The 18366-nt window shown below is 71.2% G+C and carries 16 protein-coding genes and 1 pseudogene; 6 read left to right on the top strand and 11 right to left on the bottom strand.

Translation table 11 applies throughout. The features are described from left to right. On the bottom strand, positions 1–1041 hold a 1041-nt coding region (locus tag RH94_RS43905; RefSeq protein WP_234425892.1), incomplete at its 3' end, for a Na+/H+ antiporter NhaA. 295 nt (positions 1042–1336) lie between these two features. Further along, positions 1337–1975: an HD domain-containing protein gene (locus tag RH94_RS19475; RefSeq protein ID WP_073948822.1), complete on the bottom strand. Its 639-nt coding sequence runs from the start codon at positions 1973–1975 to the stop codon at positions 1337–1339. A gap of 107 nt (positions 1976–2082) precedes the next feature. On the opposite strand from RH94_RS19475, the gene RH94_RS19470 reads away from it, so the two are divergent. After that, on the top strand, positions 2083–3102 hold the full coding sequence (locus RH94_RS19470) for a GlxA family transcriptional regulator (RefSeq protein WP_073948821.1): 1020 nt from the start codon (positions 2083–2085) through the stop codon (positions 3100–3102). Between the two features lie 6 nt (positions 3103–3108). Here the strand turns inward: RH94_RS19470 and RH94_RS19465 are convergent, their stop codons facing one another. The 6 genes from RH94_RS19465 to RH94_RS19440 all read right to left on the bottom strand — a co-directional run bounded on the left by RH94_RS19465 (position 3109) and on the right by RH94_RS19440 (position 8805). Next, a complete protein-coding gene (locus RH94_RS19465) occupies positions 3109–3714 on the bottom strand; it encodes a GPP34 family phosphoprotein (RefSeq protein ID WP_073948820.1) in 606 nt (201 codons plus the stop codon). An 85-nt stretch (positions 3715–3799) separates the two neighbouring features. Further along, on the bottom strand, positions 3800–4855 hold the full coding sequence (locus RH94_RS19460; protein ID WP_073948819.1) for a Gfo/Idh/MocA family protein: 1056 nt from the start codon (positions 4853–4855) through the stop codon (positions 3800–3802). 21 nt (positions 4856–4876) lie between these two features. Further along, complete coding sequence (locus tag RH94_RS19455; RefSeq protein ID WP_073948818.1) at positions 4877–5779, bottom strand: sugar phosphate isomerase/epimerase family protein; 903 nt, start codon at positions 5777–5779, stop codon at positions 4877–4879. Position 5780: 1 nt separating this feature from the next. Further along, the gene (locus RH94_RS19450) at positions 5781–6707 is read right to left on the bottom strand and encodes an ATP-binding cassette domain-containing protein (protein ID WP_073948859.1); all 927 of its coding nucleotides are present in this window, start codon (positions 6705–6707) and stop codon (positions 5781–5783) included. Positions 6708–6712: 5 nt separating this feature from the next. Continuing rightward, positions 6713–7783: an ABC transporter permease gene (locus RH94_RS19445; protein ID WP_073948817.1), complete on the bottom strand. Its 1071-nt coding sequence runs from the start codon at positions 7781–7783 to the stop codon at positions 6713–6715. Between the two features lie 5 nt (positions 7784–7788). Continuing rightward, complete coding sequence (locus RH94_RS19440; RefSeq protein WP_073948816.1) at positions 7789–8805, bottom strand: substrate-binding domain-containing protein; 1017 nt, start codon at positions 8803–8805, stop codon at positions 7789–7791. Positions 8806–9123: 318 nt separating this feature from the next. Between RH94_RS19440 and iolC the strand changes: the two genes are divergently transcribed. The 5 genes from iolC (at position 9124) to RH94_RS19415 (ending at position 14722) form a co-directional block, all read left to right on the top strand. Continuing rightward, on the top strand, positions 9124–10086 hold the full coding sequence (gene iolC / locus RH94_RS19435) for a 5-dehydro-2-deoxygluconokinase (protein WP_073948815.1): 963 nt from the start codon (positions 9124–9126) through the stop codon (positions 10084–10086). Positions 10087–10099: 13 nt separating this feature from the next. Further along, complete coding sequence (locus tag RH94_RS19430) at positions 10100–10978, top strand: Cgl0159 family (beta/alpha)8-fold protein (protein ID WP_073948814.1); 879 nt, start codon at positions 10100–10102, stop codon at positions 10976–10978. A gap of 77 nt (positions 10979–11055) precedes the next feature. Next, on the top strand, positions 11056–11979 hold the full coding sequence (iolB, locus tag RH94_RS19425; RefSeq protein ID WP_073948813.1) for a 5-deoxy-glucuronate isomerase: 924 nt from the start codon (positions 11056–11058) through the stop codon (positions 11977–11979). Positions 11980–11987: 8 nt separating this feature from the next. Then, complete coding sequence (gene iolD / locus RH94_RS19420; RefSeq protein WP_073948812.1) at positions 11988–13871, top strand: 3D-(3,5/4)-trihydroxycyclohexane-1,2-dione acylhydrolase (decyclizing); 1884 nt, start codon at positions 11988–11990, stop codon at positions 13869–13871. A 65-nt stretch (positions 13872–13936) separates the two neighbouring features. Next, positions 13937–14722: a GntR family transcriptional regulator gene (locus tag RH94_RS19415; protein WP_073948811.1), complete on the top strand. Its 786-nt coding sequence runs from the start codon at positions 13937–13939 to the stop codon at positions 14720–14722. A 137-nt stretch (positions 14723–14859) separates the two neighbouring features. Here RH94_RS19415 and RH94_RS19410 read toward each other — a convergent pair whose 3' ends face one another. The 3 genes and pseudogenes from RH94_RS19410 to RH94_RS19400 form a co-directional block, all read right to left on the bottom strand. Continuing rightward, entirely contained in the window at positions 14860–15282 is a 423-nt protein-coding gene (locus tag RH94_RS19410; protein WP_073948810.1) for an ATP-binding protein, read from the bottom strand. A 126-nt stretch (positions 15283–15408) separates the two neighbouring features. After that, a complete protein-coding gene (locus tag RH94_RS19405; protein ID WP_073948858.1) occupies positions 15409–16623 on the bottom strand; it encodes a helix-turn-helix domain-containing protein in 1215 nt (404 codons plus the stop codon). A gap of 825 nt (positions 16624–17448) precedes the next feature. Then, positions 17449–18366 (bottom strand): annotated as a pseudogene (locus RH94_RS19400) (RNA-guided endonuclease InsQ/TnpB family protein); the annotation flags it as partial.

The raw sequence follows: 18366 nt of genomic DNA, 5'->3' as shown, positions 1-18366 counted from the left end.
ACCGACGATGCCGATCGGCTTGCCCAGGACGTAGCCGAGCACGATGCCGACGGTGACCGGCGAGGTGAAGGCGTCCGCGATCCGGTCCGCGCCGAGCGGAACACCGGCGTTGGCCAGCGCGAACACCGGCACGATCAGATAGCTGGTCCAGGGGTGGAACATGCGCTGCAGCCGCTCGTTGGGCGACAGCGCGGTGGCCAGGCCCCGGCGCAGGGTGCGCTCCAGCTCGGGGGTGGGCTGCTCGCGGAAGCGGCGGAAGAGTCGGCTGGCGCGTTCCAGGGCGTGCCGCCGGGCCGGGTGGGCGTAGGTCAGCAGGCCCATGATCAGCCCGCTGACCACCGGGTCCACGCCGGAGCGCAGCAGCGCGCCCCACAGGACCAGGGCCGGCAGCGCGTACACGACGGAGATCCGTACACCCGCCGCGCGCAGGGCGATCAGAACGGCGAGGACGCCGAGCGCGGTGAGCAGCGCGGGCACGTAAATGGTCCCGCTGTAGGCGAAGGCGATGACGACGAGGGCGAGGAAGTCGTCGGCGACCGTCATGCCCAGGACGAAGACGCGCAGGCCACCGGGCAGCCGGGAGCCGAACACGGCGAGGAGGCCGAGCGCGAAGGCCGTGTCGGTGGACATGGCCGCGCCCCAGCCCCGAGCGGTGCCGTGGCCCGCGTTGACGGCGAGGTAGATCGCCACGGGTACGGCCATGCCGCTGACCCCGGCGATCGCCGACAGCGCGAGCCTTCTGCGCTCTCTGAGCTCCCCGATGTCGAACTCCCGGCGGGCCTCCAGACCGACGACGAAGAAGAACAGCGCCATCAGCCCGCTGTTGACCCACTCCCGCAGTTCCAGGGAGACCCCGGCCGAGCCGGCGCTGAACGACACCCGGGTGTGCCAGAACGCCTCGTACGTACCGGCCGCCCCATTGGCCCACACCAGCGCGGCGACCACGGCGACGAACAGCACCGCGGCGCTGCCGGTCTCGGTCCGCAGGAAGGTCCGCAGCGGACTGCGGGCACCCGCACCGCAGACGGTCTGCCCGGTCATGGGCGGCCGCGGCGGCGGGGCGGTGGTGCGCTGCGCCCGGGACACGTCGTCAGCCTATGCGGTGACCGGTCACCGGGCAGCGGGCAGCGGGCAGCGGGCAGCGGGCTCTCGGACGGTCTCCGCCCTATCGGTCGAATGCCGTCCAGTAGCCCTCCGACTACCACCTGGGGACCCGTCCGGGCGTCCACAACGACACAAGTCGAACCAGTGGAATCGAAATCACCGGCGTTCGACGTGCTCCCCGCCCCGAAGGGCGGGGACTCCCGTCGGTCCTCGTCCGTCGAGGGGCCGGGGGCTACTCGGACCAGGCGGAGTTCTTGATGACCTCGACGAAGTCACCGCGGACGAATCCGGGCACGCAGTGGGCGAGTACGTCGGCCTTGACGTTGCCGAACGTCGTCTCGGGGCGGTCCTTGATGCCCTCGGTGAACGCGGCCAGGATCCGGTTCTTGAAGTCCGGGCGGGGGTGGGCGGTCACCACGGCCGCGCGCTGTTCGTCGGAGACCGCGTGGTAGCCGATGCCCAGCACGTCCAGTTCGACCCCCCGGGTGACCAGGGCGATCTCGGGGGCCATGTGCAGCGGGATCTCCGGCGTGGTGTGCAGGGCGATCGCCGTCCAGACCCGGTCGGCCTCCTCGCCGGTGACGCCGTGGGCGTGCAGGAACCGCCGCGCCTCGTCGGCACCGTCGATCTCGAAGCGCTGGTCGGTGCGGCGGAACCGCTCGGTCAGTCCCAGGTCGTGGAACATCGCCCCGACGTACAGCAGCTCCGGATCGAACCGAAGCCCCTGTTCGCGCCCGCGCAGCGATCCCCAGAGGAACACGCGCCGGGAGTGGTCGAACAGCAGCGGTGAGGCTGCCTCACGGACCAGTTCGGTCGCCTCCCGTGCCAGAGCGCTGTCCGGGATGCGCACTCCTGCGATCGTCTCGCCCATGTTCTCTCTCCACTTCCTCGTCTCGGAGATCCGTCCTCCCTTCCAGGGTCGTCGGGCCCGTACCATGGCGCCATGTCCTTCCTGACAGAGAAGCCACAGATTCAGACATGACGCATCGCGTGGGCTTCGTGGTGTTCGACGGTGTGACCATGCTGGACGTCAGCGGCCCCGCGGAGGTCCTGCACCAAGCGAACCGGCTTGGCCATCACTACGACCCGGTCCTGATCTCCGCGTGCGGTGGAGAGGTCAGGACCTCGACCGGGATGCCGCTGAGCGGCACCATGACGGCGACCGAAGCCGGCCGGGTCGACACGGTGCTCGTGGCCGGAGGTGACTGCCTGGCCGAGCAGCCGGTGGACGCGGAGCTGCTGGCGACGACCCGCGCCGTGGCCGCGCGGGCAACGCGGGTCGCCTCGGTGTGCACCGGTGCTTTCGTCCTCGCCGAACTCGGTCTGCTCGACGGGCGCCGGGCGGCCACTCACTGGCGGCACGCCGACACACTCGCCCGCCGTCATCCCCGGGTACGCGTCGAGCCGGACGCGATCCATGTCCGGGACGGGCGGTTCATCACCTCCGCGGGTATCAGCGCGGGCATCGACCTGACACTGGCCCTCGTCGAGGACGACCACGGAGCCGACGCGGCCCGCCGCATCGCACGCGAACTGGTCGTCTTCCTGCAGCGTCCGGGCGGGCAGTCGCAATTCACCACGGCCACCGCTCCGCCCGCGCGCAACGGCCTGCTGCGTACCCTGATCGATTCCGTGCTGGCCGATCCTGCCGCTGATCACGGTCTGCCGTCCATGGCCCGCGCCGCGGCCGTCAGTACCCGGCACCTGACCCGGTTGTTCCACACCGAACTGGGCACCACCCCCGCCCGCTGGGTCGAGCGGGTCCGTCTCGACCGCGCCCGACAGCTCCTCCTCGACGGGCACAGCGTCACCTCGGCGGCCCGGCACAGCGGATTCGGCAGCGACGAAACGCTCCGCCGCGTCTTCGTCCGCCACCTCGGCGTCACCCCCACCGCCTATCGCCGGCGCTTCGCCACCACCGGCACGGTCCGGACCACGATCCCCGAAGCCGGGGGCACGAACGAAAACCGGCGCCAAGCCCTCGCCCCTGGCCGCTGACCCGCCCTACGCCCCCCGCCACACGTTCGCGAACGCCGCCTCCTCGATGGCGCGGCGCTGGCGTACCGCCTCCAGTTCCATCAGCGCGTCGTGGACGGAGGCGAGGACGGTGAGGGTCGCGTCGTCCGTGACGCCGGGTTCCTCGCCGGCCGGCTCGTCGCGGATGCCGACGGCCGCCGCCAGGGTGAGGAGGACCGGTTCGTCGGCCGCCCAGCGGTAGGCCGCGCGGCGTCGGGCCTCGGTGTCGGTGAGGACCGGGCGGCCGCCGCGGAGGGGCAGCCAGCGGACGCGTGCCCAGGCGAGCTGACCCTCCTGCTCCAGGGCGGCCAGGTACGCCGAGGTCAGGCCACGGCCGCGGCGCCAGAGCCAGTCCTGGAGGGGTTCGTACGGCACCTGCCGCAGCAGTGAGGAGGCGGCCTCGTCCAGCAGGCGGTCGCCGAGTTCCGGTTGCAGCCGTGGGACGATGCGGTCTCCGTCCAGGGTCAGGGCCTCGGCCCGCAGCAGGTCGTGGGCCTCGGCGCCGGCCAGGGCCAGCGAGAGGTCCCCGCGCTCCAGCGGGCGGCTCGGTTTCCTGTCCAGGGCGGTGATCATCAGGTCACGCGCTGTGCTCATGATGCGGCTCCTCGTCGAGGACGCGCCCGCCTGCCGACGCTCGTGCTTGCCGTACGGCCCCGACTTTAGCGCGGCCGCGGGGACATCACCCGTACAGCGTCGGGCGTTCCACCAGGTCCACCTCCACCCGGCCGCCCTCCGTGAGGGACCGTACGCCCGCTTCGCAGACGGCGGCCGCCGCGTAGCCGTCCCAGGCGGTGGGGCCGGTGACCCTGCCGCGGCGGGTGGCGTCGACCCAGGCCTGGACCTCGCGGTCGTAGGCGGCGGCGAAGCGTTCGAGGTAGTCCTGGGCGACGGTGCCGCCCCAGCGGCCGGCCATGTGGGTGATCATGGCGTGGCCGTCGCCGACGCGGGCCGTGCCGCGTTCGCAGACGACCTCGGCCTGGACCTGGTAGCCGAAGCCGCAGTTGACGAAGATCTCCACGTCGGCGATCGCCCCGCCGTCGGTTTCGAAGATCACGAACTGCGGGTCCTGGATGCCGCCCGGGGCGTTTCCGGACGGGGTGGGGCGCAGGACCGTCACCGCCGTGATCTCCTGGCCGAGCAGCCAGCGGGTGACGTCCATCTCGTGCGAGACCGAGTCCCTGATCAGCATGTCGCTGGTCCAGCCGGGCGGGCTCGCCACGTTGCGGTGGCGGTGGTGCAGCAGCAGGGGGCGGCCCAGCTGGCCTGTTCGCAGGAGTTGTTCGAGCTTGAGGTACTCGGCGTCGTAGCGCCGCATGAAGCCCACCTGGATGCGCCGCCGGCCCAGTCTCCGCTCGGCTTCGAGCACGCGCAGGGCGGAGGCGGCGTCCGGGGTGAGCGGCTTCTCGCACAGAACGGGCAGGTCGCGGGCGAGGGCCGCGAGCAGGGCGGCCTCGTGGGCCTCGCCCGGTGAGGCGATGAGCACCGCGTCGACGTCGGCCGCGGCCATCGCCGCGGCCGGGTCGGTGTGGGCGGTGCAGCCCTCGAAGCGGGCCGCGACGTCCTTGGCGCGTTCCGCGTCGACGTCGACGACGGCGCTCACCCGGGCACCGCTGATGACCTCGTGGATGCGGCGCACGTGGTCGGCGCCCATCCGGCCGGCGCCGATGACGACGACGTTCAGAGGCGATGACGTCGATGACGTCGGTGGTGTCGGTGGCTTCGATGACCGGGCCATGGTGGTCCCCCCTCGGAATGGTCAGGCCCCGCAGGACCTCAGGAACTTGCGGGTGCGCACCGCGATGGGCAGCGGCTTGTCCGGCTCGCACGGGTACATGTCCTGCTCGACGATCGCGAACAGGTCCACACCGAGCTTCTGCGCGGCCTCGAGGACGGGTTCCAGCGCCGGTACGCCGCCGGGCGGCTCGCACATCACGCCGCGCTGGACCGCCGGTCCGAACGGCACCTCGTTCGCCACCACCTCGGCGAGGATGTCCGGGTCGACCTGCTTGATGTGCAGGTAGCCGATGCGTTCGCCGTAGGTCTCGATCAGCTTGACGCTGTCGCCGCCGCAGTAGGCGTAGTGCCCGGTGTCCAGGCACAGGTTGACCAGGCCGGAGTCGGTGGAGTCCAGGAAGCGTTCGACGTGGGGCTCGGTGTCGATGTGGGTGTCGGCGTGCGGGTGCACGACGATGTCGAGGCCGTACGTCTCCTTGACCTCGCGGCCGAGCCGTTCCATGCCCCGGGCCAGGTGTCCCCACTGCTCGGAGGTCAGCTCGGGCGCCTCCAGGATCTCGGCGGTCTTGTCGTCCCGCCAGAAGGAGGGGATGACCACGAGGTGCCCGGCGCCCATCGCCCGGGTCAGCGCGGCGACCTGGCTCACGTGTTCCCAGGTGGACTCCCACACCGACGGGCCGCGGTGCAGGCCGGTGAAGACCGTGCCCGCCGAGACCTTCAGGTTCCGCCTGTCCACCTCGTCGGTGAGCCGGGCCGGGTCGGTCGGCAGGTAGCCGTAGGGGCCGAGTTCGATCCAGGAGTAGCCGGCCTCGGCGACCTCGTCGAGGAAGCGCTGCCAGGGCACCTGTCGGGGGTCGTCGGGGAACCAGACGCCCCAGGAGTCGGGGGCGGAGCCGACCCGGATGCGGTCCAGCACGGGGGCCATGTCAGGACTTCCCTTCCGAAGATGCCGGTGCGGGTGCGGGCGCGGTCGGCGCGGCGAGGTCCTCCGCCTCGGGGAGCTCCTCGACGTCGACGCCGCTGACCTGCGACAACTCGTGCTTGAGGGCGGCGAGTTCGGCGCCGCCGGCCATGTGGTTGGTCAGCTCCTCGAGGGTGACCTCGCTGCGCGCGGCGGAGAGTTCGAGGGTGCCCAGGCGCAGCACGCTGAAGTGGTCGCCGACCATGTAGGCGTGGTGGGGGTTGTGGGTGATGAAGATGACGCCGAGGCCGCGGTCGCGGGCTGCGGCGATGTACTTCAGGACGACTCCGGACTGCTTGACGCCGAGGGCGGCGGTGGGCTCGTCCAGGATGAGGACGCGGGCGCCGAAGTGGACGGCGCGGGCGATGGCCACGCACTGGCGCTGGCCGCCGGAGAGGGTGCCGATGGGTTGTTCCAGGTCGTCCAGGACGATCCCCATGTTGCGCAGTTCCTCGTCCGCGGTCTTCTTCATGCGGGCGATGTCGAGGCGGCGTACGGGCCAGGGGCCCCGGGTCAGCTCGGAGCCGAGGAAGAAGTTGCGCCACACCGGCATGAGGGGGACGGTGGCGAGGTCCTGGTAGACGGTGGCGATGCCCTTGGCGAGGGCTTCGCGCGGGCTGGAGAGGCGGACCGGTTCGCCGTCGACGAGGAACTCGCCCTCGGTGTGCTGGTGCAGCCCGGAGATGATTTTGATGAGGGTGGACTTGCCGGCGCCGTTGTCGCCGAGTACGCAGGTGACCCTGGAGGAGTGGACGGCGAGGTCGACGCCGTGCAGGGCGCGGATGTTGCCGTAGGACTTGCCGGCGCCGCGGAGTTCGACGACGGGCCGGTCCCCCTCGGGCGGGGTGTCCTTCGGGGCGGCGCCGTGGGCCGTGGTGTTGTCGGTGGTCATGTCGGTCACCTCCGGGTCGCCGTGCGCTGGACCCACAGATTGATGAGGACGGCGCCGAGCAGCATCACGCCGAGGAAGGCCTTGAACCAGTCGGGGTTCCAGCCGGCGTAGACGATGCCCTGCTGCACCATGCCGAACATGAAGGCGCCGAAGACGGGGCCGATCGCGGAGCCGTAGCCGCCGGTGAGCAGGCAGCCGCCGATGACGGCCGCGGCGATGTAGATGAGTTCCTGGCCGATGCCCTCGCCGGACTGCACGGTGTTGAAGGAGAACAGCTGGTGCATGCCGATGAACCAGGCGCCGAAGCCGACCAGCATGAACAGGCTGATCTTGGTGAAGGTGACGGGGACGCCGACCGCGCGGGCGGACTCCTTGTTGCCGCCGACCGCGAAGATCCAGTTGCCGTACTTGGTGCGCAGCAGCACCCAGGTGGCCAGGGCCGCGAAGACCAGCCACCACACGACGGTGATCTTCACCGTCGCGCCGCCGACCTCGAAGGACGACGCGAAGATCGCCTTGGCCTGGTCGAAGCCGTCCATGTTGCTGACGTCGTCGGTGGCGACGTTGCCGGTGACCAGCTTGGTCACGGCGAGGTTCACGCCCTGGAGGATCAGGAAGGTGCCCAGGGTGACGAGGAAGCTCGGCAGTCCGGTCTTGACGAGCATCCAGCCGTTGAACAGGCCGACCGCGAGCGAGACGGCCAGGGCGACGATCACCCCGACCCAGATGTTCATCGTCAGCTGGTAGCTGAGCATGCTGGCGGTGAGCGCCGAGGTGATCACGGCGACGCCGGCCGACAGGTCGAACTCGCCGCCGATCATCAGCAGGGCCACCGGGAGCGCCATGATCCCGATGGTCGAGGACTGGTACAGGATGTTCGCCATCGAGCCGCCGTCGCGCACCGGTGGCGCCATGACGAGGAAGAAGACGAACACGGCGACGGCGCCGAGGAAGACGCCCACCTCGGGGCGGGCGAGCAGCCGCAGCGCCGGCGAACGCCGCGCGGTGCGGCCGTCGGTCTGCCGGGAGCCGGGAGCCGGCGGTGTGGCCACCGCCGGCGCGGCCTGCTGGGTCATGTCGCTCACCGAGTGCCCTTCGCGGCGAACGCGGCGACCTTGTCGACGTTGGCCTTGTCGACGAAGGCGGGGCCGGTCAGCACCGGCTGCTCGCCGCCGCCGCTGTAGTTGCCGTTGTTCTTGAACAGCCACAGGGAGTCGACCGCGAGGTAGCCCTGCAGGTAGGGCTGCTGGTCGACGGCGAACTCGATGGTGCCCTTCTGGATGGCGCCGGTGAGGTCCTTGTTGAGGTCGAAGGTGGCGATCTTCGCCTTGCTGCCGGCGTCGCCCACCGACTGCACCGCGGTCATGGCGATGGGGGCGCCCAGGGTGGCCACGTAGTCGATGCCGCTGTCCTGCTTGAGCTTGGCGGTGATGGTCGACTTCACCGACGGCATGTCGGTGCCGTTGACGTACAGGATCTGGGTGGAGCCCTTGAACGTCTTCTTCAGGCCGTCGCAGCGCTGGGTCAGGCCGACGTTGCCCTGCTCGTGGATGACGCAGACGGTTTTCTTGGCGCCGACCTCGTTGAGCTTCTTGCCGAACGCCTCGCCCGACACGGACTCGTCCTGGCCGAAGAACGACATCAGGCCGAGCTCCTGCCAGTCGCCCATGCCGGAGTTGAGGCCGACCACGGGTATGCCGCCGCTCTCGGCCTTGGCCAGGACGCTCTTCATCGCGTCCGGCTTGGCGAGGGTGACGGCGATGCCGTCGACCTTCTGGTCGATCGCGTTCTGCACCAGGTTGGCCTGGTTGCCGGCGTTGGGGTCGGCGGAGTAGACGAGCTTGATGTTGCCCTTGGCGGCGGCGGCCTCGGCGCCCTTGCGGACGATGTCCCAGAAGGTGTCACCGGGGCCCTGGTGCGTGACCAGCGCGACCGTCATCCGGGGCGTGGTGGCCTTGCCGGCCGAGGTGGCGCTCCCGCCCTCCTCGGACTTCTTTCCCCCCGAGCCGCTGGAGCAGCCGGCGAGGGTCAGGGCCGCTGCCGCGGCCACGGCCACGGCGGGGGCAAGTCTGCGGGAGCGAGAAGAGCGGCGGTCCATCTGTCCTGCACCTCATTGTGTTACGGGGAAGGAAGGAATCGGGACGTTCCGGTGGCCGGGAGCCGGTAAGGACGGATCCGGGCCGTGTGCCGCTTGCGCGGCTGTTGCGTTGGGACCGGATCCAATCCGCTGACGCGTCCGCTGTCAATACTTTGTTAAGACATCAGCTCAGGAGCTAGTCCGAATGTAAGTACAAACTATTGACAGTGTGGCCCTCGGAGTCCTACATCTGGGAGACGACAGGCCCCGGGATTCGCGTCCGCACCGTCGCGAGGCCCCCTGGGAACCGCACCCAGCCCAGCTCAAGGAGCTTCGCACATGGCCGAGTCGGCTCAGCCTTTCGATTTGATCACGATGGGACGCATCGGCGTCGACCTCTATCCCCTGCAGTCCGGCGTCCCCCTGGCACAGGTGGAGACCTTCGGCAAGTTCCTGGGCGGTTCGGCCGCCAACGTGGCTGTCGCCGCGGCCCGGCTCGGCCGCTCCTCCGCGGTGATCACGCGCACCGGCGACGACCCCTTCGGCGCCTATCTGCACGAGGCGCTGAAGGACTTCGGCGTCGACGACCGCTGGGTCACGCCGGTCGCGCAGTACCCGACCCCGGTGACCTTCTGCGAGATCTTCCCGCCGGACGACTTCCCGCTGTACTTCTACCGCCGGCCCAAGGCCCCGGACCTGGAGATCCACACCGACGAGCTGGACCTCTCCGCCGTCCGGGCGGCCCGGATCTTCTGGATCACCGGCACCGGCCTGAGCGAGGAGCCCAGCCGCTCCGCCACGCTGGCCGCGCTCGAAGCGCGCGGCAAGGCGGGCACCACGGTGTTCGACCTCGACTGGCGGCCGATGTTCTGGCGCGACCCCGACCAGGCCCGCCCGTACTACGCCGAGGCGCTGCGGCACGCCACCGTGGCCGTCGGCAACGTCGACGAGTGCGAGGTCGCCACCGGGGTGCGCGAACCCGAGGCCTGCGCCGAGGCGCTGCTGGCGGCCGGTGTGGAGCTGGCCGTCGTCAAGCAGGGCCCCAAGGGCGTCCTCGCGGTGCACCGCGACGGCACCCGCGCCGAGGTCCCGCCGGTGCCCGTCGAGGTCGTCAACGGCCTCGGCGCGGGCGACGCCTTCGGCGGCTCGCTCTGCCACGGCCTGCTGTCCGGCTGGGACCTGACGAGGACCATGCGGTACGCCAACGCCGCCGGCGCCCTCGTCGCCTCCCGTCTCGCCTGCTCCTCCGCGATGCCCACCGAGGCGGAGGTCGACGACCTCCTCGCGCGAGCAACTCCCTGAACGGAGCTTCGTCTTGACTCTCAGCATCCCCGACCTGACCGCGGTACGGGCCCGGCATCCCGAGGCCGTCGCCGAGGCGGCCGCGCGCCGGGTGCGCCGCCCACTGATCGGCGACAGCGGCCGGCTGATGATCGTGGCCGCCGACCACCCCGCGCGCGGTGCGCTCGGCGTCGGTGACCGCAGACTCGCCATGGCCAACCGCGCCGACCTGCTCGAACGGCTGTGCGTCGCGCTGTCGCGGCCCGGCGTCGACGGGGTGCTCGCCACCGCCGACGTCCTGGAGGACCTGCTGCTCCTCGGGGCGCTCGACGGCAAGGTCGTGATGGGGTCGATGAACCGCGGCGGCCTCGCGGGCGCGTCCTTCGAGATGGACGACCGCTTCACCGGCCACCGGGCCCGCGACATCGCCCGGCTCCGCTTCGACGCGGGCAAGCTGCTGCTGCGCATCGACTACGACGACCCGGGGTCGCTGGCCACCATGGAGTCCACCGCGCGGGCCGTCGACGAGATGGCGGAGCTGCGGCTGCCGGTCTTCGTCGAGCCGTTCATCTCCCGCCGGGCCGACGGCAAGGTCTCCAACGACCTGTCCGCCGAGGCGGTCACCCGCTCCATCGCCATCGCCTCGGGCCTGGGCGGCACCTCCGCCTACACCTGGCTGAAACTGCCCGTCACGAAGGACCCGGACGACATGGCCGAGGTGCTGCAGACCTCCACGCTGCCGGTCGTGCTGCTCGGCGGCGAGGTCGGCCGCGACCAGGAGGGCGCCTACGAGCGCTGGCGCAAGGCCCTCAGGCTCCCCACCGTCCAGGGCATGGTCGTCGGCCGGTCGCTGCTGTACCCGGCCGAGGGCAGTGTGGAGACCGCGGTCGACACCGCCGTGGGCATGCTGTGACCGAGCCCTCCGCACGCGAAAGCGCCGTACCCGAGCCCGCCGTACCCGCCGTACCCGCCGTGACAAGGAGGCACTCCGTGACCAGCCCCTACCACCTCCCCGCCGGCAAGGCACTCGGCGGCCCCTACGTCGTGGACGTCGGCCCCGAGTCCGCCGGCTGGGGCCACTCCAGCCTGCGCGTGCTGGAGCTGCCGCCGGGCGGGTCGCACACCTTCGACACCGGCGACAGCGAGTGGATCGTGCTGCCGCTCAGCGGCGGCTGCACGGTCGACGCCACCGACGACTCCGGCGCCCGGACCTTCCGGCTGACCGGCCGCGACAGCGTGTTCAGCGGCGTGAGCGACTTCGCGTACGCGCCGCGCGACGCCCGTACGACCGTCTCCTCCACCGGCGGCGGACGCTTCGCGCTCACCGGCGCCCGCTGCACCCGCCGCCTGCCCGCCCGCTACGGCCCGGCCTCCGGCGTACCGGTGGAGCTGCGCGGCACCGGGAACTGCTCCCGCCAGGTCAACAACTTCGGCGCGGCAGGCGTCTTCGAGTGCGACAAGCTCATCGCCGTGGAGGTGCTCACCCCGGGCGGCAACTGGTCCTCCTTCCCGCCGCACAAGCACGACGAGCACCGGCCGGGCGAGGAGTCGGTCCTGGAGGAGATCTACTACTTCGAGTTCGCCGCCCACGACGGCACCCCCGGCCTCGGCTACCAGCGGGTCTCCCCGTCCGGGCCGGGCCGGGAGACGGACGTGCTGGCCGAGGTGCGCGACGGCGACGTGGTCCTGATCCCGGACGGCTGGCACGGGCCGTCGATGGCCGTGCCCGGCCACCACATGTACTACCTCAACGTCATGGCCGGCCCGGAGGCCGAGCGCGCCTGGCTGATCTGCGACCACCCCGACCACGCCTGGATCCGCGACACCTGGCCCGGACAGCCCGTCGACCCCCGGCTGCCCCTGTACACCGCCCCTTCCGCTCCGTCCTCCCCTTCCGCTCCGTCGTCCCAGTGAGGTCCACGATGAGTCACTCCACGACCCGTCTCACCGTCGCCCAGGCGCTGGTGCGGTTCCTCGCCGCCCAGTACACCGAACGGGACGGCGTACGGCACCGGCTGATCGCCGGCACCTGGGGCATCTTCGGCCACGGCAACGTGGCCGGCGTCGGACAGGCGCTGGTGGAGGCGGGCGAGGACGTCATGCCGTTCCACCAGGGCCGCAACGAGCAGGCGATGGTGCACGCGGCGGTCGGCTACGCCCGTCAGCGCGACCGCCTGTCCACGCAGGCGGTGACCACGTCCATCGGCCCGGGCGCCACCAACCTCGTCACCGGCGCCGCCCTGGCCACCATCAACCGCCTGCCGGTGCTGCTGCTGCCCGGCGACTACTTCGCCACGCACAGCGCCGACCCGCTGCTGCAGCAGCTGGAGCACCCGGTGGAGGCGGACGTGTCGGTCAACGACACCCTGCGCCCGGTCTCCCGCTACTTCGACCGGATCACCCGCCCCGAGGCCCTGATCCCCTCCGCGCTGAACGCGATGCGGGTCCTGACCGACCCGGCCGAGACCGGCGCGGTCACCCTCGCCCTGCCCCAGGACGTGCAGACGGAGGCGTACGACTGGCCCGAGGAGTTCTTCGCCGAACGGGTGTGGCGGGTACGGCGCCCCGCTCCCGACCCGGCCGAACTCGCCGAGGCGGTACGGGCCGTACGGGCCGCCGAGCGCCCGTTGATCGTCGCGGGCGGCGGCGTGCACCACAGCGGGGCCGAGGACGCGCTGAAGGCGTTCGCCGACGCCACCGGCATCCCGGTCGCCTCCACCCAGGCCGGCAAGGGCTCGCTGCGCCACGACCACCCGGCCGACCTCGGCGGCATCGGCCACACCGGCACGGCCGTGAGCGACGACCTCGCGCGCACCGCGGACCTGGTCCTCGGCGTCGGAACCCGCTACACCGACTTCACCACCGCCTCCGGCACCCTCTTCCAGCACCCGGACGTCCGCTTCCTCAACCTCAACATCACCGCGTTCGACGCCCACAAGCTGGCGGCGACGACGCTCGTCTGCGACGCGCGGGCGGGGCTCACGGCGCTCACCGAGGCGCTGGCCGGGCACCGCGTGGCCGCCGGGTACGAGGACGAGTACCGGGCCGGCAAGGAGCGCTGGGAGCGGATGGTCGAGGCGGCGTACCGCGCGGACGACGACAGCGCCGTACCGACGCAGACGCAGGTGCTGGGCGCGCTGGACGCGGTCGTGGGCGACGACGACGTGGTGATCAACGCGGCCGGTTCGCTCCCCGGGGACCTGCACAAGCTGTGGCGGGCCCGCTCTCCGCGCCAGTACCACCTGGAGTACGGCTACTCCTGCATGGGCTACGAGATCCCGGCCGCGATCGGCGTGCAGCAGGCCGCGCCGGACACACCGGTGTGGGCTCTGGTCGGCGACGGCACCTACCTGATGATGCCGACGGAGATCGTCACGGCCGTCCAGGAAGGCCTGCCGGTCAACATGGTCCTGATCCAGAACCACGGGTACGCCTCCATCGGCGGCCTGTCGGAGTCGGTGGGCGCCGAGCGGTTCGGCACCGCCTACCGCTACCGGGCCGCCGACGGCACCTTCACCGGCGCCCCGCTGCCCGTGGACCTCGCCGCCAACGCCGGCAGCCTCGGCATGGAGGTGCTGCGCGCCAAGACGGTGGGCGAACTGCGCCAGGCGCTGCGCGCGGCCCGCGCCTCCGACCGCCCGACGTGCGTGTACGTCGAGACGGACGTGGAGCGTGCGGCCCCGGCCGCTCCCCCGGCCGAGGCCTGGTGGGACGTACCGGTGGCCGAGGTGGCCTCCCGCGAGGCCGCCGTGACCGCCCGCGAGCGCTACGACCGCGAGGTGGCCGCCCGCCGCCACCACCTGTGAACGCCCCCCGCCGGCAGGCTGCCTGGAGCCGCGCAACGCCTCACCCGACCCGAAGGGGGTACCCCGTGGCGACGACCGGTGACCGCTCCCGTGCCGTGACCGTCTCCGCGCTCGATTCCCTGGACTTCGCCCTGGACCGGAGCAGTCCGGTGCCGCTGTACTACCAGTTCGCCCAGCAGCTGGAAGCGGCGATCGAGCGCGGAATCCTCGCCCCGGGGGACCTCCTGGGCAACGAGATCGACCTGTCCGTACGCCTGGGCCTGTCCCGCCCCACGGTCCGCCAGGCCATCCAGTCCCTGGTCGACAAGGGGCTGCTGGTCCGGCGGCGCGGGGTGGGCACGCAGGTGGTGCACAGCAAGGTCAGGCGCCCCCTGGAGCTCAGCAGCCTCTACGACGACCTGGAGACGGCCGGGCAGGGCCCCACCACGCGCGTGCTGCGCAACGAGCGCGTGCCCGCGACCGCCGAGGTGGCCTCCGCGCTCGGCCTCACCGAGGGCGGCGAGGTGACGGTGCTGGAGCGGCTGCGGTTCACGCACGGCCAGCCGGTGGCGTACATGTGCAACCACCTGCCGGCCACGCTGCTCGAAGCGGACACCGCCCGGCTGGAGTCGACCGGCCTGTACCGGATGATGCGCTCGGCCGGCATCACCCTGCACAGCGCCCGCCAGACCATCGGCGCCCGCGGAGCCACCGCCGAGGAGGCCGCCCGCCTCGACGAAAAGGAAGGCGCCGCCCTGCTCACCATGGAGCGCACGGCGTACGACGACACGGGCCGGGCGGTGGAGTACGCCCGGCACGTGTACCGCGCGTCCCGGTACGCGTTCGACTTCCAGCTGCTGGTACGGCCGTGAGAGCCGCGGGAGCCGCGTGCGGTGACAGGCTGCGAGAGCCGGTCCTCGGAACGCGGCTGAGGCTCCCTTCCCACGCAGGCCGGTCCAGTCACAGCATGTCTGTGACAGGTCGCCCACCCAGGGGTTCCGCTCCGGACTCATCCGCATTCCTTCCCATGGAGCTCCGCCCACACCCTTTCGCCCCACGGCAGCAGATCGGCACCCCAGTCCCTCGCCACCCCCTCCACGAGCGCGAGACCGCGCCCGCTCTCATGCTCGCTGCCTGGCTCCCGGAGCTCCGGGAGCCCCTTCGACCTGTCGACAACGCCGATGCGCACCCTCGCCGCCTCGAACCGGGAAATCGTGACCCGGATGTGCGAACTCCGCGCATGTTGCACGGCATTCGCCACTAACTCGGAAACGATCAGGGCACCGTCCTCGGCCAGCTCTTCCAGCCCCCACGCGGCGCAGGCAACACGCACCAGGCGACGCGCGGTGACGGCGCTCCCGGGCTCGCGCGGCAAAGTCTCGCTGTAGCCCGGACAGCCGGTGGAGCGTACCCGCGTTGTAGGTTGCGGCATGTGTCGGTCTGCTCTCTCGGATCGGTCGAGCCCCAAGGCCGTTCGCGCGGCCGCCGGGCGCTGTCCGCTCATGAAAGCGAGAAGCCAGGAACGCTGACGGGGGCACAGCGTCCCAGTTTCAGGACGCTATTCGCCGACACCCAGGAACTCTGCCAACGACCGTAGCCCCGGCGGGCGGTTGGGAAGCGTCCACAAGTCGCGCACGATGGCCACGGCCAAGGTGTGGTGCCGCATCCATGTCGGCGCAACTCGGCGCAGCGACTCCAGCGCCTTCACTGCTCCGGCCGCGTCCCCGATGTCCGTGTGCGCTCGGGCCACGTCCAGCAGAAGCCATGTCCGCCAGGAGGGCGGGGTGTCCTTGCTCAGCCTCATCCCCTTGGCCAACGCCAAGGCGTCGTGGGGGTGGCCGTACTGCACGGCCAGGCGAACGCGTTCAATGCGGACCGACGACGGACTGAAGACACTGACCATACGGTTGTCGCCGCCCGGGGGGAGCTTGGAGACGCGAGCGGCGGCTGTCTCCGCTTCGGCCATCATCTCCGCCGCGCGCTCGTAGTCGCCGCTCCGGGCAGCAGACGTGGCGGCACTCATGGTGAGGGCACCCCACACCTTCAGCCCGTCGGCCGTGTCCGTATGCCCGCCCTCTTCGGTGGCCTCTGCCGCGCACAGGGCGATGTGCAACGCGTCGTCCAGGCGGCCCTGCCGCTGGTAGGTCCAGGCGACAGAGTTCACGATCATGGGGGCCAGCAGCGGATCGTCGGACTGCTGCGCTGCCTCTATGGCGCGTTCGAGGCTCGTCAGGGCCAGGTCCGTCTTGCCCATGCGTACGGCGACGTGTCCGGCGAGCTGGAGCACCTTGCCCAGCGCGGTGAAACCGGCCCTACGGTCGTCGCCGCCCCCCGACACCGTGGCGGAACGCGCTTCGGTGATCAGGTCGGGAAGGGTCTTCATCACCGTGTCGAACTCGGCTGAGTGGTACTGCGACCACCTGTCCGCGATCTGCTCTCGCAGACGGTCAAGGGAGAAGCCGGGGCCGGTCGGCTCCGGCGGCAGTCCCCAGAGCGCGGGCATGATGGCCCGACGCACTGCGACGAAGCGCGGCCCGTCATTCTCCCCGGTCGCCGCGACCGCCGGGGGGTCACCCAGGAGCGTGGTCAGTTCCACGCCCAGACCGTTGGCCAGCGCGTGCAGCGTGGGGAGTCGTGCCGAGTGCTTGCGGCCCTGTTCCAGTTGGCGGACCACGTCGACGGACACGCCGGAGCGCTCAGCCAGTTCCTCCTGTGTCAGGGCGGCCAGACGACGCAAGCGGCGCAGGGTCCGTCCCAGGTGTTCGTTTGCCACGCCGCCACCGTACGCGGCCACGCTGCCCTCGTTTCGTCAGCAATCCGGAATGCCTGCCGGAGAGCAGCGTACGGCGGCTGCGGAGCCAAGCGGCGGCTTGCCCACCTCCCTGCTCTCGCCCGCCTCCAAACTCGACGCCTGCGTGAACAAGGACGCGGTCAGCGCGCTGCGCTCCACCATCGCCGCCTACGGCGCCGAGGCGTTCAAGCCACGTCACCTACATTCCCTGACGCTGTGGCCCTGTCCCTGTGCCGCACACGGGAGAGCCCAGGCCTCAAAACCGGGCTTCCGCGTCTCTGCTCTCGCGGTGTCACCATGGTCAGGCTCTGATGGTGTCCCGCCAGGTGGAGCAGGGCATCAAGGCGCCGGAGTCCGCAGGTGGGGGGACGGTCGGCTCCTCCGGATCGGGTGTCCGGTCCGTCTCAACGGGACACTTCGCGGGCTGCCACTTCCCCGGGGAACGCCACGAACCTCGGACCGGAACGCGAAGGGCTTGGTCCTCTGCACCACATCGTGGGACACGCCCCACGCCCCTCGACGCCCGGCCCAGAGGCACATATCCCTCTGCAAAGCAGGAGCATCTCGCCCCCTGGTGTTCACATGCCGCTCATTTGAGTGCGTGAGTTGCATTCACCTGCCAGGTGTTCACCCTTTCAGCAGAGTGGGTGTCATGAGCCGGAGATTTTCCGTGACGTTCCCGCGTCGGTCGGCGTCCTCGTCGACGTCAGACAACAACCCGCAGATGTCAGGCCCGATGTCAGTGGTGCCTGTCAGCCTCGACCCGTCCCCGACCAGGAAGGCAGACGTTGACCTCCTCCCCGCCTGAAGGCGGGGGATTCCAGCGGTCGCCCGCCGGGTTTCCTGCTTCGCCGACGACCGCCCCGTCCGGGAGGACTCCCGTTGAGGTCTTACACCGTCTCCACAGGCAGACGCCGCCAGCCCGGCGGCCAGGATGTTGCGTGCCGCGTTCCCGTCGCGGTCATGCACCGTGCCGCACGCGCACGTCCACTCGCGGACGTTCAACGGCAGCCTCCCGCGAACCGTGCCGCAGGCCCCGCACAGCTTGCTGGACGGGAACCAGCGGTCGATCACGACGAGTTCGCGCCCGTACCAGGCGCACTTGTACTCCAGCATGGAGCGCAGTTCCGCCCACGACGCGTCGGAGATGGCGCGCGCGAGCCTGCCGTTCCTCAGCAGGTTGCGGACGGTGAGGTCCTCGATCACGACCGTTTGGTTCTCACGGACGAGCCGAGTGGTGAGCTTGTGGAGGAAGTCCCGCCGCCGGTCGGCGATCCGCGCGTGGACGCGGGCCACGCGGCGGCGGGCCTTGGCCCGGTTGTTCGAGCCCTTGGCCTTGCGGGACAGTTCCCGCTGAGCCTTGGCCAGCCGGGCGCGGTCGCGGCGCTCGTACTTCGGGTTGGCGACCTTCTCCCCGGTCGACAGGGTCACCAGGGACGTGATGCCCGCGTCGATGCCGACCGCCGCATCCGGGGCGGGGGCCGACGCGATGGTGTCCTCGCACAGCAGGGACACGAACCAGCGGCCCGCAGCATCGCGGGACACCGTCACCGTCGTGGGCTCCACACCCTCCGGCAGAGGACGGGACCAGCGGATGTCCAGCGGCTCGGCCATCTTCGCCAGTGTCAGCCGTCCGTCGCGCCAATTGAAGGCGGAGCGGGTGTACTCGGCCGACTGCCGGGACTTCTTCCGGCTCTTGAAACGCGGATACTCGGCGCGCTTGGC

Origin of the sequence: Streptomyces kebangsaanensis, from assembly GCF_001906585.1 — a bacterium.
Taxonomy (GTDB): domain Bacteria; phylum Actinomycetota; class Actinomycetes; order Streptomycetales; family Streptomycetaceae; genus Streptomyces; species Streptomyces kebangsaanensis.
Note: the sequence above shows the minus strand (reverse complement) of the source record. Positions and strands in the feature narration are given on the sequence as shown.

What these genes read in the sequence shown, in the direction of transcription:
- RH94_RS19475 (WP_073948822.1), bottom strand. Translation starts at nt 1,975, where the DNA reads ATGGGCGAGACGATCGCAGGAGTGCGCATCCCGGACAGCGCTCTGGCA.
- RH94_RS19470 (WP_073948821.1), top strand. Translation starts at nt 2,083, where the DNA reads ATGACGCATCGCGTGGGCTTCGTGGTGTTCGACGGTGTGACCATGCTG.
- RH94_RS19465 (WP_073948820.1), bottom strand. Translation starts at nt 3,714, where the DNA reads ATGAGCACAGCGCGTGACCTGATGATCACCGCCCTGGACAGGAAACCG.
- RH94_RS19460 (WP_073948819.1), bottom strand. Translation starts at nt 4,855, where the DNA reads ATGGCCCGGTCATCGAAGCCACCGACACCACCGACGTCATCGACGTCA.
- RH94_RS19455 (WP_073948818.1), bottom strand. Translation starts at nt 5,779, where the DNA reads ATGGCCCCCGTGCTGGACCGCATCCGGGTCGGCTCCGCCCCCGACTCC.
- RH94_RS19450 (WP_073948859.1), bottom strand. Translation starts at nt 6,707, where the DNA reads ATGACCACCGACAACACCACGGCCCACGGCGCCGCCCCGAAGGACACC.
- RH94_RS19445 (WP_073948817.1), bottom strand. Translation starts at nt 7,783, where the DNA reads ATGACCCAGCAGGCCGCGCCGGCGGTGGCCACACCGCCGGCTCCCGGC.
- RH94_RS19440 (WP_073948816.1), bottom strand. Translation starts at nt 8,805, where the DNA reads ATGGACCGCCGCTCTTCTCGCTCCCGCAGACTTGCCCCCGCCGTGGCC.
- iolC (WP_073948815.1), top strand. Translation starts at nt 9,124, where the DNA reads ATGGCCGAGTCGGCTCAGCCTTTCGATTTGATCACGATGGGACGCATC.
- iolD (WP_073948812.1), top strand. Translation starts at nt 11,988, where the DNA reads ATGAGTCACTCCACGACCCGTCTCACCGTCGCCCAGGCGCTGGTGCGG.
- RH94_RS19410 (WP_073948810.1), bottom strand. Translation starts at nt 15,282, where the DNA reads ATGCCGCAACCTACAACGCGGGTACGCTCCACCGGCTGTCCGGGCTAC.